This window comes from Photobacterium rosenbergii, from assembly GCF_003026455.1.
Taxonomy (GTDB): domain Bacteria; phylum Pseudomonadota; class Gammaproteobacteria; order Enterobacterales; family Vibrionaceae; genus Photobacterium; species Photobacterium rosenbergii.
The window spans coordinates 1,154,567-1,168,402 of sequence record NZ_PYMB01000001.1 but is presented as its reverse complement, the minus strand read 5'-3'; the positions used below and the strand labels follow the sequence as shown (position 1 = coordinate 1,168,402).

Here is a 13,836-nt window from a genome sequence, read left to right as displayed (position 1 = left end):
CTATACCTATTCGCTTTTTTAAGTAGATTAGTGAAAGCAAATAGATATATACCCAACCGGCATTATGGGTGTAGGAGAGAAAATGAAAATAATGAAATTAACATTAGCAGCATTGCTGACAGCGTCGCTTGTTGGCTGTGCATCTTCCCCAACAACAGAAATGGTAAAGGACGTCACTATTACTCAGCCAGCTTGTTGTAGTTCTTACAGTGAGTTTGCGTGGATCCCGATGAGTGGTGACAGCATTGACTTTGCAGTAGATGAATACTCACAAATTGGTGAATTCCCTGAAGGTAAAAGCTATTTCGCAGGGTTCGTTCTAACTGAAAATGTTGAACGTATGCGCGTTGACCTAAAGAGCTGGATGCGTACATCGGGTGTTTTTGCTCCAAAAGTGCTTTTACTTAGCCCAACATTCCAGATCGTAGAGTCTTATGACTTGACGGACTTTGAATTTAAGCCTTCATCGATGTTCCAGCTCAATAGCTACCATAAGCGCTTTGATATGAACCAAGCGACCACCCCATACATGGTTGTTTATTCACCGCTTGAATACCGTGAAGGCCAGATTGAGGTTCCACACCCAGAACGTATTCGCGCTGAAGAGTTAGGTATGGCACGCCCAATGGTGACCGATCCTATTATCCAGCACCAGAAATTCGGCTCGCTTGAACTAGACATGAAGCCAACAGCGCTGCGCTCTTACCGCGCAAGTGAAGCGCCTAAAGCGACAGTTGCGACTCCAGTTGTTACCCAGGCAAAACCTGCAGTAGCAGCGGCGGCACCTGTTGCAGCTCCTGCTGCGATAACCACAGCGACTGCGGCAAGTGTGGCATCGTCTTCATCAGCTAAGATGCTGCCTGAGAGCGAAGCTTTCTATAACAGCCAGATTAAAGCGGCAGTAGAGAGCAATGATATGCAAAAAGCCCTAACCTTGATGGAGGAAGCCAAGCGTGCAGGTTCAAGCACTGCTGAAGCCACCTTCCTCGAACTGATTAAAAAGTAAGGGTGCAGTTTTAAACAATACCCACTAGCCAAGGTGTTCTTCGAATCCTCACCTTGTTGAACATTGGGTATGTCGGGCAGACAGTCGTCTGCCCGTTCTCTTATCTATTATCTAAATCGATTCTATTTGCTTGTACTGAGTTAATTTCATGACAGATTCTATGCATTCATCCGCCGTTGAGCGAACGACAAAGCAAAATAAAGAAGTGGTCTACCAAGTGTTTACGCGTCTGTTTGGTAATACCAACACGACGAATAAGCCTTGGGGGACATTGGAAGAAAACGGTGTTGGCAAGTTTGCTGATTTTACTGACAAGGCCTTAAGCGAAATTAAGGCACTTGGGGTAACCCACATTTGGTATACCGGTGTTCCTCACCATGCTTTGGTGCGTGACTATACCGATTATGGTATTGAAAATGATCACCCAAGCGTCGTTAAAGGCCGTGCTGGCTCGCCTTACGCTGTGAAAGACTACTACAACGTGAACCCTGATTTGGCCCTTGATCCTGCCAATCGCCTTGAAGAGTTCAAAGCGCTCATCGAGCGCTCACATCAGCATGGTTTAAAGGTGATTATTGATATCGTCCCTAACCATGTCGCAAGGCGATACCAGAGCCTGACAAACCCTGAAGGTGTAGAAGACTTTGGCGCATCAGATGACACCAGTGTTGTTTACCATAAAGACAACAACTTTTATTACATCCCCGGAGAGCGATTCTCGGTACCTGAAGCTAAAGATGGCTACTTGCCGCTGGGTGGTGAGCAGCACCCTACGCTAAAGACGCCTTTTGAAGAGAACCCAGCGAAGTGGACAGGTAATGGTTCACGTTTGGCCAAGCCGGAATTTGATGATTGGTATGAAACCGTCAAGGTGAACTACGGTATCCGTCCTGATGGCAGCAAAGATTTCGATGAACTGCCTGCAGGCTTCGAAACACAAGATCACTCAGCCCATTTTGTTTTTTGGCAAGATAAGGAAGTACCGGATTCTTGGGTGAAGTTCCGCGATATCGCCCTGTACTGGCTGGCTCTAGGCGTGGACGGCTTCCGTTATGATATGGCTGAAATGGTGCCGGTAGAGTTTTGGAGTTATATGAACTCTGCCATCAAACAGGTCAACCCGGATGCTTTTTTGATGGCTGAAGTTTACCAGCCGGATTTATACCGCGATTACATTCATCTTGGCAAAATGGATTACTTGTACGACAAGGTCGACTTGTACGATACCCTCAAGTTGGTCATGCAGGGCAAGGGCTCAACCGATGATATCGTCGATGTTCAGGCGCAGTTGATGGATATTGAGCATCATATGCTTCACTTCTTGGATAATCATGATGAGCAGCGGGTTGCCAGTCCGGAATTTGCAGGAGATGCCAATAAAGGTAAACCTGCCATGTTGGTTTCAGCCCTGCTAAGTACTTCGCCAACCATGATTTACTTTGGTCAGGAGGTAGGAGAGCCCGGTGCTGAGGATGCCGGCTTTGGCTTAGCTTCCCGTACAACCATCTTTGACTATTTCGGCGTACCTCATCATCAACGCTGGATGAACCATGGTGAGTTTGATGGCGGTCAGTTGACAGAAGAAGAGCGTAACCTGCGTGACTTCTACCAACGTTTGATGAACTTCTCACTCAATAGCTCAGCCTTGATGGGGCAATATCTCGAACTACATACCCATAACCGTCAACACGGTGTCGGATACGATGATCAGCTGTTTGCCTTTAGCCGGTTCGATGATAGCGAAAAGCTCATTATGCTCGCAAACTTTGCTGATAGCGTGAAAGGAAAGGTGACGCTTTCTCTGCCTGCAACCTTGATAGACCAATGGCAATTGGCCGATGGTGAGTATCAGTTGGTTGAACAGCTTTATCGAAGTACTGATGCTATGCTGGTTGTCGAAAACGGCCTAGGGCGAATAACGCTAGAGGTTGATGCACTAGATAGCATCGTTCTCTCGTTGTGATGAAACAATGCTCAATTGAGCTCATCATATAACGTGAATGAAGGTCGCAGAAATGCGACCTTCTTTGTTTTGGCTGCGGGTTGGTCAGAAATGGCGAAATCAGAACCAGATCACAAAAATAGGTAACGTTTAGTTACATCAAATTTACTAATAAATTCATACTGTCAGCAAACATTAGCCTCCACGCAATCAGTCGCATGGTACAATTTGAGTTACCAAGTTGTTATTCATCTGTATTGTTGGGAGAAGTCTATTGAGTACAGAATTAATTATGCTAGGGATGGCGGCGTTGATTGCCATCGGTATCCTGCTTCATCAGCCATCGAAAACCTTGGGTCTACCTTCACTACTGATCTTTATTGGAGTTGGTCTGCTGTTTGGTAATGGTGAATTTAATTTTGTTTATGACGACTTGGCGTTGACTTCATTTATCGGCTCCTTGGCCTTGAATGTGATTGTCTTTGTGGGCGGTTTGAATACGTCCAAAGCCAGTATCAAAGTGGCTTACAAAGAGGGTGGGGTACTTTCAACCATCGGCGTGCTGTTTACCACCGCTATTTTCGGTGGCCTGCTTTTCTATATCACTGATTTCAACCTCTTGACCTGTTTCTTGTTTGCGGCAGTAGTGTCTTCAACCGATGCCGCAGCCGTTTTCTCTATCCTTGAATCTAAGAAACTCAAACTCAAAGAGTCTACCGATACGATATTGGAGTTTGAGTCAGCCACCAATGACCCTGTTGCTTTGTTGCTGGTGGCTATCCTGACAGAAATGTTAGTCAATACTAACCAGCAAATTAGTGGCCTCTCGATTGGCATAGAGCTGGTCCAGCAGATCATCGTTGGGTTAGGTGCTGGTTACCTGATTGGGTGGTGTTGTGTGTGGCTGCTCAATAAAATCAAACTCGAAGAGTACGGTTTAATCCCTGTTTTCATTTTGGCCTGTTTCTTCATTGCGGCCTACGGCAGTGACTTACTGGGCGGCAATATTCTGGTGTCTTCTTATGTGGCGGGTGTGTTTATTGGTAATGAACTCAAACGTGGCCGAGAGGTGAGTAAGCACTTCTTTAATAGCTTATCTTGGCTGGCTCAGGCACTGATGTTCATTATCCTTGGCTTGCAGTTCTTCCCGAACGAGCTATTCGGGGATGTTCTGTATGCGATTTTGCCTGCCATTGCACTTATCTTTATTGCAAGGCCACTAGCCGTCTTTTTGAGCTACCTTCCATTCAGGAGAGTATCATTCAAAAAGAAAGTATTTATCTCTGCCATTGGTCTTAAAGGAGCAACGCCCATCGTTTTCGCTTTGATTCCTGCTTCAGTTGGGGTCGCTGGCTCGCAAGAGATGGTGCATATGGTGTTCTTTATTGTGCTTATCTCGGTTGTTCTGCAAGGCTGGGCCATTGAACCTCTGTCCAATAAGTTAGGGCTCGTCGATAAATAACAGATTCTCGCCTCCAACCCAATACAGCCATGGACCTGTGGTTGTATTGGGTCATCTCAAAATTACATAAAATCAGCGTTTTAGTGTTACTTGCTAATATGATTGAAGAGCCAAAAGTGAATCACCTATCAAATACTGGGCCTTCAAATGGATAAAAAGCAACTTAGACAAGTCGTTAACCAACTTGCTTATCCCCATGGGGATTTTGGTTTAGATGTTGCGGCGAAAATGAATGAAACCAATGCTTTTATTACTGCTCGCTCTATCGAGGCTTTAGCCCCAAAAAATGGTGAATATATTGCGGAGCTTGGTCCGGGCAACGGAGCTTTATCTATCGATCTTGTCAGAGCTATTGGTTCTGAAGGGAGGTATCTCGGCATAGAGCTCTCCGATGATATGGCGATATCGGCCAGAAAAACGTTACGTGAAGTAGCCTCGGCTAGAGTAGATATACATTCTGGTGACTGTCGGAGCGTGTCATTAACTAAAGCCAGTTTAGATGGCTTAATCGCCGTTAATGTCCTGTATTTTATTGATGATTTAGATAGGCTATTTAATCAGATACGTCCTTGGTTGAAGCCTATGGGCCGGTGCGTTTTTGGTATACGGCCAGTACGGACACTTGAGAGTCTAAAGTTCCATGATTTTGGCCATCATATTCGTTCCCCAGAAATCATTGGCAACCGATTACAGAAAAGTGGTTTTGCTGATATTTCGGTGACATACCATGATGAGGGGGAAGGAAGCTTGGGAGATATCACCTTTCCTAATGGTTCTATTATCATCAGGGCACAGGTAGCAGACGAATCGTAAGATCTACAAAATGTGTTCAGTTTCACAGTGTTGAGTTAAGTATAGGGGGGCGTAGGCCAGGGGAGGATGCTCATCGCCATTGGGAGGAGGAAAATGCTCACGTCGAATAAAAATAATTTTGGATACAACTATGAAACGTGTGATGAAATCGTTCGCTCTGTGCTCTCTGACTGCTGCTCTTGCATTTCCGATGGCAGCCTCTGCCATGCAGGAAGGTGAAATTCTAATTTGGATCAACGGTGACAAAGGCTATGAAGGTCTGGCTGAAGTTGGTCGCCAGTTTGAAGAAGACACGGGCGTGAAAGTTAACGTCCAGTACCCTGAATCACTGGAAGCTAAGTTCCAACAGGTTGCGCCTACTGGCGGCGGCCCTGATATTATCTTCTGGGCCCATGACCGTTTTGGTGGTTATGCAAAATCAGGTCTGCTAACAGAGATCAAACCGTCTCAAGAATTCAAAGAGAAGCTGGTTGATTTCAGCTGGGATGCGGTGACTTACGACGGCAAACTGGTCGGTTACCCAATTGCACTTGAGTCACCATCACTTATCTACAACAAAGATCTACTTCCTGAACCACCTAAGACTTGGGAAGAGTTGTACGAGATTGAAAAACAAATGTCAGCCAAGGGCAAGAAAGCCATCATGTGGGATGTGAAGAATGCTTACTTCACATGGCCAATGATTTCTGCCAACGGCGGCTACGCATTCAAGAAAACCGAAACGGGCTTCGACGGCAAGCAAATCGGTATTAACAACGAAGCCGGTGTTGCTGGTTTGAGCTTCCTGGTTGACCTATCTAAGAAAGGTGTTGTCTCTGCGGATATGGATTACGCAGTATCCGAGTCTGAATTCAACAAAGGCAACGTAGCAATGACCATCAATGGTCCTTGGTCTTGGGGTAACCTTGAAAAATCTAAGATCAACTACGGTGTTGCAGTATTCCCGACACTGGACGGTGGTAAATCAAACCCATTTGTTGGTGTACTGAGTGCCGGTATCAACTCTGCTAGCCCGAATACTGACCTAGCGGTTGAATTCCTAGAGAACTACTTGATCACTGATGAAGGTCTAGCGAAAGTGAACGACGACAAGCCACTGGGTGCTGTGACGTTGAAATCTTTCCAGCAGGAACTATCTAAAGACAGCCGTATTGCAGCGACAATGACCAACGCTGAAAACGGTGAAATCATGCCGAACATCCCTGAGATGACTGCTTACTGGTTCGCTGAAGGTGCCGCTATTGAGAATGCCCTACTAGGCCGTCAGACAGTTCAGGAAGCATTGGATACAGCGGCTTCTCAAATCCGTTAATCTAACCAAATTTACGTACATGTCTGGTAACGAATAGACATCCATATTATGCGCAGATCTCCTTGAGGAGACTGCGCTTTTTTGTCATTAACGATGACCCAAGGAATACACGTGAGCATAATTGAACAAGCGCCTTTTAAAGAGCAGTTATACGTTAAAGGGACATTCAATGGCTGGGGTGACGACACACCGATGACTTACATTGGTGAAGGTTGTTACCAAGCTGTAGTTTGCTTTTCTGCCGATCTTCATAATTTCAAAATATCCGATCAACAAGGTTCTGAGTCACTGAGCTTTGCGGCCGATAAATACAAAGCGGTAGCTTGTCATCTGAAGCAGCCGCAGGCACTGATCCCTGCGAAGGGGATCGGCAATGATCTTACCTTTTTGGCGCCAGACACGGGTTTATATACCCTTTCTGTTTTTGCTTCTGACGAGAGCATCGAAATGGTGATAGAGGCTGGTGGCGAAAATCTCGATAGCGAGCCGAGCCGACCATTGTTTGAAGCAAATTTCGCTGTGGATGCAGTGGCAGGGGCAATGAAGGGTAAAGGTAACAAGGTTCTCAGCCCTGAGCAGTTGTTTGAAGAGCTTGCCATTAATGTTGAACAGAGCGCGCCATTTGTATTCGGTGACAATATCGACGGTTATTTTGATGGTGTGACCCACGGTTATGTTGCGGCGGGTAAGTATCGCCACAAGCAAGGGTGGTATCTGGGTGCAATGGCTTCGTTCGTTGATGGTATGCTCAATGATAAAACCACGGCCAAAGAAGCTCGCATTTATCCTTATGGTGTAACCCATCAATTCACCGATAATGCCTGGAATGACATAGAAGAGACCTTCATGTTGTTTTCTGGCCAAGAAAGCCGTCAGCGAAGCGCTGCTATTAAAGTGAGGTCGGCAAAGCCTGCTATTTTGTCGATAGCGCCTCAACTAAATCTTGCAATGGATAGCTCATCGGTGAAAGCCTTTGATGGTGGCGTAGTCTACGCCCTTTCTGAGGAGTTACGCCAAGCGGGTACGCCATCATTTATTGCACTTTGCGCTAATCAGTCTTTCACGTTTAGCGAAACGACTTTTGTCGATACACCGGAACTCAAAGATAAGGTTCACTTGAGTGGTCATCATGTGAAGCCTTTACTGACTTCATCAGAGCTACAAACTGAGATGACGATATATCTGGCTTTCGCAGAGACGGAAGCTGAAGCGATTGCTCATGGTCGCTTACTGGTTGAACAGGATGGGGTAAGTGTTCATTTGCAGCAGGTTTATGACATGCTGACCCATTCTTATCTTTGGACGTCGGATCGCGAATACAACCGTGCTTTGATGTGGGCTAAGGCTGCTGGCAAAGTGTTTGTTTCAACTGAATTCGGCAAGGGTATTTGGGCAGGCCTTCCTTGGTTCAAAGATTGCTGGGGGCGTGATTCCTTTATTGCTGTACCGGGTATTACTTTGGTTAATGGCGACTTTGAGGATGCCAAGACTATCATCGATAACTTCGCGTCGATGCAGTTGGCTGACGAAACCAATGTGAATTTTGGCCGTATTCCTAACCGGGTAACCAGCTTAACCAACATTATCTACAACACCACAGATGGTACTCCATGGATGGTACGAGAGGTGTGGGACTACTTGCGCTATAGCGGCGACAAAGACTACGCCAAGGCTATCTATCCTGTGGTGCAGACTTATATAGCCGGTATCGAAAAGCACTATCTTGATGATCATGGGTTGATGACTCACCGGGATCCGGATACCTGGATGGATGCCAAACTTGAAGGTAAACTGCCTTGGTCAGCGCGTGGTACTCGTGCAAATGATATCCAGGCGCTTTGGTACACTAGCCTATTGGTCGCTGTTGAACTAGCGAAGCTAACAGATGATGCACAAAGTGAAGAGCATTATCAGCAGATGGCTGATCGGGTGAGTGAAAGCTTCCAAAAATTATTCTGGGATCAAGACCAGCAAAAATTAGCTGATCGCTTGCACAGTGATGATCTGCGCGATCTTCAAGTACGCTCTAATCAGTTAATGACGGTAACGGTTCCATTCGATAACGGGCTACTTGATAAAGCTATTGGTGCAAAAGTGGTTAAGAATGCGGTGAGTGAGTTGTTGTTCCCGTGGGGGATCACCTCATTGTCGCAGTATGATCCGATTTTCCACCCATATCATGCTAACCGAGAGGAATACCACAAAGATGCCGCTTACCATAATGGCACCATTTGGGGCTGGAATGCGGGTTTCACGGTTTCGAGCTTGATTGAGTATGGCTACGCCGATTTTGCTTATGAGCTGACTAAGAACCTTTCTGATCAGATATTGTACCTTGGTCATCGTGGGGCAATGAGTGAAAACCTGGATGCATTTTTGAATGAGCAGGGTGGGTTAACGACTACAGGTACTTATGCTCAGGCTTGGTCGGTGTCAGAATTTACCCGAAATGGCTATCAGGACTACGTTGGCTTTAAGCCGGAGTTGTTGTCTGGCAAAGTCGTATTAGCTCCTTGCTTACCATCGAGCTGGCAGCAATTTGATGCAGAGCTTCGTTTTGGGCAAGCAAATGCGTTGTCTGTCGGTTACCAGTGCCTTGAGAAAGGTTTGCAACGCTTCCAGTTGGCCTATATGGAAAGCAGTGCTGTGCAGCTTGAGCTTCAATTGATGGCATCAGACAAGGCAAAATATCAGCTTGTGCTGGAAGCTTATGAGCTACCAGCGGTGATCGAGTTTGATCCAGTTGATGTGAAGGTTGTGGTGAACGATCAGGTTCGTGATCTTGTTCAAGTACAGCCAAGCTTTGCATCAGTAGTTGGTGGACTCGCTTTTGCTAAACCGGACCATGCTTTGGTTTTCCCGGTATTACAAGGCCAGCATGTGTTGCAACAGCAAGTGGAGAACGCAAACCTTGCTCTGGCAACTGACTAATTAATCAGCTTTTATAGCAAAAAAGAAAAGCGCTGCTGATAGGCAGCGCTTTTTTAATTGGTCGTCGGTTGGTCAGCTAAAGGAGCAGCACGATACTTAGTCATAATCCATGTAAGTACGCCCCTCTAAAGAGTAGGGCTCGTTGTCGTCATATAGATTCCGCTGTCCTCTAAGCTTTTGTACTTTGGCTTCAAGGGCTTTGGCCTCTTGATAGTTACCCTCTTGATAAGCTAGGTGGATGCGTTGTTCGATATCTTCGATCCTATCATGGCTGCTCATGTCATGATCCTCCATTCGAAAGCCATACCCACTTAGGTAAACACATGCGCGGTTCAGTGTTTGCCCAAGTAATGAAGTGGTACAACCTACTTGCCGTTTCATTTTCAGTGTAGGAGCGGATTTACTCCTGTTCCACCTGATAACTAAACTTGGGACGACTTGGATCACTTTCGCTTTAAATTTTTATTAGGTTGGTGAATCGGCGAGCCCACGCCCTCTCACTGTGTATACCGCCATCATCCACATTGAAATGGCAAGCAATTTGTGCTGATTTGCCACTTAGCAACTCTGCAAACTCAACCGCAAGATCATGGTACAGCGCCGGGAATGCTTCAATAGAGGGATCACTGGTCTCATTAGTACCGATATCCATATAGATTTTGGTGGGGTGTTTAATGCGGGCTTGCTCAAGGTAGGTTTTCATCGCCTCTGATGCAAACCAGAAGGCAGGAGAAAATATGCCAGCCTTGGAAAAGGTATCTTGGTATTTCAGTGCGGCATAGAGGCTGATAAACCCTCCCATCGAGCTACCTGCAATGGTGGTAGACTCCCGCTCAGGTTGGGTGCGGTAATGTTGGTCAACGAAGGGCTTGAGGGTTTGGACGATAAAATCGCAATAGGCCGTGCCTTCACCCCCCTGTGGCTCAATAGCCTGTTCCCAGTTGGTCAGTGCTGCTGGTGGGGCAAACGGCCAAGGTGAGTATTCATCACGACGTCCTAGATGACCTCGCGCCTGACTACAATCGATGGCTACCACTATGTAACCTTCTGACTCCCCCTCGGTCTGAAGGGCATCGAGCTGTTCTGCAACTTGCCAACTAGCACCAGCAATGCACAGCTCAGGTTCGAACACGTTCTGGCCATCATGCATGTAAATCACCGGATAACGCTGTGTACTGCTCTCGTAATTAACTGGCAGGTATATACGTACATGACGTTGGCGATCCAATTGTGGGATATATATATTCTTGTGGACTACCATCCGTTTGGGATCATAGTTTTTCTGCGTTGGGTCTAGGGTAAGAGTCATAGGTACTCCATAGGCGAGGCATAAAAAAAGCGCTGTTGGTTTTAATCAACAGCGCTTGCTTGTATTCAAGTGGTTTTAAGGCACTTGGTTATACGAGGGGGAAACACGTTTCCTTATACACCTGGCTCTTTGTATAGGCGGCGGCATGCTTTACCGTCGCTGTGGAACAGGTGACAACGGTGCGCTGGGATATCAACCTTGAATGAATCACCTGAATCAACGTCAATGGTGTCTGGACGACGGTAGATGAAATCAGCATCCATGTGTTCTAGGCGAAGGTAAGCTTGGGTTTCATAACCCAGTTTCTCTACAACCTGCACTGTACCTTCGATAGTTGCATCACCTTCACCTTCTGGCAGTAGGTGCTCAGGGCGAACACCCAGAGACATACGGTCGCCTTTGGTAACGGTTGTACCGTCAACAGGAATCCAGAATGCTTTGCCGTTAGCCATTTGAACCATCACGCGGTCTTCTTCAACCTGCTCAATGAATACACTCATGAAGTTCATCTTTGGAGAGCCGATAAAGCCTGCCACGAAGCGGTTTTGCGGGTAGTGGTATAGCTCAAGTGGCTTACCAACCTGAGAAACATAACCACCGTCTAGCACAACAATTTTCTGTGCCATGGTCATCGCTTCGATCTGATCGTGGGTTACGTAGATCATGGTTGAGCCAAGTTGCTTGTGAAGCTTGGCAATTTGGATACGCATCTGAACGCGAAGTGCTGCATCAAGGTTAGAAAGCGGTTCGTCCAGTAGGAAAACTTTCGGTTGCGACACCAAAGTACGACCGATAGCTACACGCTGGCGCTGACCGCCAGAAAGTGCTTTTGGCTTACGCTCAAGAAGGTGGCCTAGTTGAAGGATGTCCGCTGCGTGGTCAACTCGGCGCTTAGTTTCTTCCTTGTCGGCTTTTGCCAGCTTCATGCCGAATGACATGTTATCGAACAGATTAAGGTGAGGGTAAAGTGCATATGACTGGAATACCATGCCCACACCACGCTCTGACGGTGGCACGTCGTTCATACGTTCTTCGCCGATGTATAAATCACCTGAAGTAATGTCTTCCAGGCCTGCGATACAACGTAGAAGTGTTGACTTACCACAGCCTGATGGACCTACGAAGACAACGAACTCACCTTCAGCAATATCGAGATCAACGTTTTTGGAAATCAGGTTATCTCCATATGCTTTACATACATTTCGTAAAGTAACACTCGCCATCGAGCCTATTCCTCTAAGTTGTTGTTGCCAGCAAGGCCTCATCTTATTCGGGCGAGGCCTTGCAGGTAAAGAATTTTTCCGTGTAATTGAAGAAAAATCGGGTAGAGCGCGATTCACTGGGAATCAACGTCTACCCTGACAAAATCCAAATTATCTACTTCCCCAAGAAATAAAATGGTGCTGTCGTCTTTAAAATAGAGTGGTTAGTGCAAAAGTGCATTACCTAATAAAAAGAACAGTGTCTTCAACTACCCCGTGGGTATGGTTGTATTCTTGCCGAGGAAACGCGCAGAAACATCCTCCTTATCAATAAATAAAAAGGGGGATGAGGGGGGGAGGAGTGCTTAGATCACACTTTGTTATTGTAAGGGCTGAAGGGATGTTTTATTCCCGTTAGTATGTGCGCTGTATCACAATCAAACGTCGTTATTAGATCTGCATCACTAACCGAAACGACGGAGATCACGCTTTTCACACTTAGGGGGTGGGGGCGTAGGACACAGGATGATGCCGAGTGCTTGATACTGTTGGAAGATACAGACTGAAATTTGTATCGCAGAGAGGCTTCTGCAATACAACCAATAACAATCATGAAGGATGTTAATAATGAAGAAAGTCCTCAGCACAGTCGCATTATGTACCCTTGCTGCTCTTGGTTCAGTATCTGCGCATGCAGCGATTGAAGAAGGTCAACTTACCATTTGGATTAATGGTGACAAAGGTTACAACGGCTTGGCAGAAGTAGGTAAACAGTTTGAAGAAGACACTGGCGTAAAAGTTACTGTCGCTTTCCCTGATAACCTTGCAGAGCGTTTCCCACAGGTTGCTGCAGCCGGTGATGGTCCTGATATCGTATTCTGGGCGCACGACCGCTTTGGTGGCTACGCAAAAGCTGGCCTACTCGCTGAAATCAACCCGACTCAAGAGATGAAAGATAAGATCATCGACTTCACTTGGGATGCGGTTTCTTACGACGGTAAATATGTCGGTTACCCTGTTGCTGTAGAAGCTCTTTCTCTAATTTACAACAAGGATCTTGTTCCAAACCCACCTAAGAACTGGGAAGACATCGAAGCGCTAGACAAGAAGCTTCAGAAAGATGGCAAGAAAGCGATCATGTGGAACCTGAAAGAACCGTTCTTCACATGGCCAATCCTAACTGCTGACGGTGGTTATGCCTTCAAATTCACTGCGAACGGCTACGACGTTAAAGACGTAGGTGTGAACAACTCGGGTGCGAAGTACGGCATGAACTTCATCAAGTCTCTGGTTGATAAGAAAGTTATCTCTCCAGATATGGACTACAGCATCTCTGAGGCAGAGTTCAACCAAGGTAACGTTGCAATGACAATCAATGGCCCATGGTCTTGGGGCAACATTGAGAAGTCAGGTATCGACTACGGTGTAACACTACTTCCTAAACTGAACGGTAACCCATCTAAACCTTTTGTTGGTGTACTAACTGCAGGCATCAGCGCAGTCTCTCCTAACAAAGACTTGGCTGTTGAGTTTATTGAAAACTACCTACTAACAAACGAAGGTCTGGCAAAAGTTGATGCTGACAAGCCTCTAGGTGCGGTAGCACTTAAGTCTTTCCAGCAGAAGCTAGATAAAGACACCCGCATTGCCGCGACAATGGACAACGCAATGAACGGTGAAATCATGCCAAACGTTCCTCAGATGACTGCTTTCTGGTACGCACAAGGTAACGCTATCCAGAACGTTGTTGACGGTCGCCAGGGTGTTGATGACGCTCTAGACGCTGCAGCGGGTCACATTCTTAAGTAATACGTTTTACGGGGAGGGGTAACTCTCCCCATCTTTATTTGTCATTTTTG

General features: G+C 46.4%; 10 protein-coding genes. 7 read left to right on the top strand and 3 right to left on the bottom strand.

All coding sequences use genetic code 11. The features are described from left to right. The first annotated feature begins 82 nt into the window (after positions 1-82). The 6 genes from C9J01_RS05545 to C9J01_RS05520 all read left to right on the top strand — a co-directional run bounded on the left by C9J01_RS05545 (position 83) and on the right by C9J01_RS05520 (position 9,466). On the top strand, positions 83-1,006 hold the full coding sequence (locus tag C9J01_RS05545) for a MalM family protein (protein ID WP_107297085.1): 924 nt from the start codon (positions 83-85) through the stop codon (positions 1,004-1,006). 148 nt (positions 1,007-1,154) lie between these two features. Then, positions 1,155-2,969: an alpha-amylase family protein gene (locus tag C9J01_RS05540; protein WP_107297084.1), complete on the top strand. Its 1,815-nt coding sequence runs from the start codon at positions 1,155-1,157 to the stop codon at positions 2,967-2,969. A gap of 253 nt (positions 2,970-3,222) precedes the next feature. Further along, complete coding sequence (locus C9J01_RS05535; protein ID WP_107297083.1) at positions 3,223-4,410, top strand: potassium/proton antiporter; 1,188 nt, start codon at positions 3,223-3,225, stop codon at positions 4,408-4,410. 147 nt (positions 4,411-4,557) lie between these two features. Beyond that, complete coding sequence (locus C9J01_RS05530; RefSeq protein ID WP_107297082.1) at positions 4,558-5,223, top strand: class I SAM-dependent methyltransferase; 666 nt, start codon at positions 4,558-4,560, stop codon at positions 5,221-5,223. A 130-nt stretch (positions 5,224-5,353) separates the two neighbouring features. Beyond that, positions 5,354-6,535, top strand: a complete 1,182-nt coding sequence (gene malE, locus C9J01_RS05525; RefSeq protein WP_107297081.1) for a maltose/maltodextrin ABC transporter substrate-binding protein MalE — start codon at positions 5,354-5,356, stop codon at positions 6,533-6,535. 111 nt (positions 6,536-6,646) lie between these two features. After that, positions 6,647-9,466, top strand: coding sequence for an amylo-alpha-1,6-glucosidase (locus C9J01_RS05520; RefSeq protein ID WP_107297080.1), 2,820 nt, complete (start codon positions 6,647-6,649; stop codon positions 9,464-9,466). A gap of 96 nt (positions 9,467-9,562) precedes the next feature. Here the strand turns inward: C9J01_RS05520 and C9J01_RS05515 are convergent, their stop codons facing one another. The 3 genes from C9J01_RS05515 to malK all read right to left on the bottom strand — a co-directional run bounded on the left by C9J01_RS05515 (position 9,563) and on the right by malK (position 11,998). After that, complete coding sequence (locus C9J01_RS05515; protein WP_107297079.1) at positions 9,563-9,745, bottom strand: hypothetical protein; 183 nt, start codon at positions 9,743-9,745, stop codon at positions 9,563-9,565. 175 nt (positions 9,746-9,920) lie between these two features. Continuing rightward, positions 9,921-10,775, bottom strand: coding sequence for an alpha/beta hydrolase (locus C9J01_RS05510; protein WP_107297078.1), 855 nt, complete (start codon positions 10,773-10,775; stop codon positions 9,921-9,923). 113 nt (positions 10,776-10,888) lie between these two features. Then, a complete protein-coding gene (malK, locus tag C9J01_RS05505) occupies positions 10,889-11,998 on the bottom strand; it encodes a maltose/maltodextrin ABC transporter ATP-binding protein MalK (RefSeq protein ID WP_107297077.1) in 1,110 nt (369 codons plus the stop codon). Between the two features lie 606 nt (positions 11,999-12,604). Here malK and malE (C9J01_RS05500) point away from each other — a divergent pair. After that, entirely contained in the window at positions 12,605-13,786 is a 1,182-nt protein-coding gene (malE, locus tag C9J01_RS05500; RefSeq protein WP_107297076.1) for a maltose/maltodextrin ABC transporter substrate-binding protein MalE, read from the top strand. Positions 13,787-13,836 lie beyond the last annotated feature (50 nt).

Excerpts from the sequence above, each read along its gene's own strand:
- C9J01_RS05545 (WP_107297085.1), top strand. The coding sequence starts at position 83 with ATGAAAATAATGAAATTAACATTAGCAGCATTGCTGACAGCGTCGCTT.
- C9J01_RS05540 (WP_107297084.1), top strand. The coding sequence starts at position 1,155 with ATGACAGATTCTATGCATTCATCCGCCGTTGAGCGAACGACAAAGCAA.
- C9J01_RS05530 (WP_107297082.1), top strand. The coding sequence starts at position 4,558 with ATGGATAAAAAGCAACTTAGACAAGTCGTTAACCAACTTGCTTATCCC.
- malE (WP_107297081.1), top strand. The coding sequence starts at position 5,354 with ATGAAACGTGTGATGAAATCGTTCGCTCTGTGCTCTCTGACTGCTGCT.
- C9J01_RS05515 (WP_107297079.1), bottom strand. The coding sequence starts at position 9,745 with ATGAGCAGCCATGATAGGATCGAAGATATCGAACAACGCATCCACCTA.
- C9J01_RS05510 (WP_107297078.1), bottom strand. The coding sequence starts at position 10,775 with ATGACTCTTACCCTAGACCCAACGCAGAAAAACTATGATCCCAAACGG.
- malK (WP_107297077.1), bottom strand. The coding sequence starts at position 11,998 with ATGGCGAGTGTTACTTTACGAAATGTATGTAAAGCATATGGAGATAAC.
- malE (WP_107297076.1), top strand. The coding sequence starts at position 12,605 with ATGAAGAAAGTCCTCAGCACAGTCGCATTATGTACCCTTGCTGCTCTT.